1 protein-coding gene is annotated in these 242 nt (G+C 60.7%); it reads right to left on the minus strand.

Annotated features, from left to right (window positions below):
- On the minus strand, positions 1-242 hold a 242-nt coding region (locus AC0L20_RS41710; RefSeq protein WP_473295946.1), incomplete at both ends, for a hypothetical protein.

Raw genomic sequence — 242 nt, forward strand, 5'->3', positions numbered from 1 at the left:
GGCAAGTACATCGCTGAACGCCACCAGTTCGTTGGGCGAGGAAGAAATGATCGGCAAGCCATCGTCGGGTCTATGTGCGACCTCGGTGGCGGGTGCGAAGCCGGAAGCGCGGCGATTTTCATACAGGCGCACGCTACGCGGGCCGATCATCGCAACGTCATGACGGCCTGATCCCATCAAGTCAGCGAGCATGCCCTGGGGGTGGAAGAACTCCGAGGGGAATGCATCGAACGGCGTATAGG

The sequence above is a fragment of the Bradyrhizobium sp. Kon58 genome (assembly GCF_055807455.1).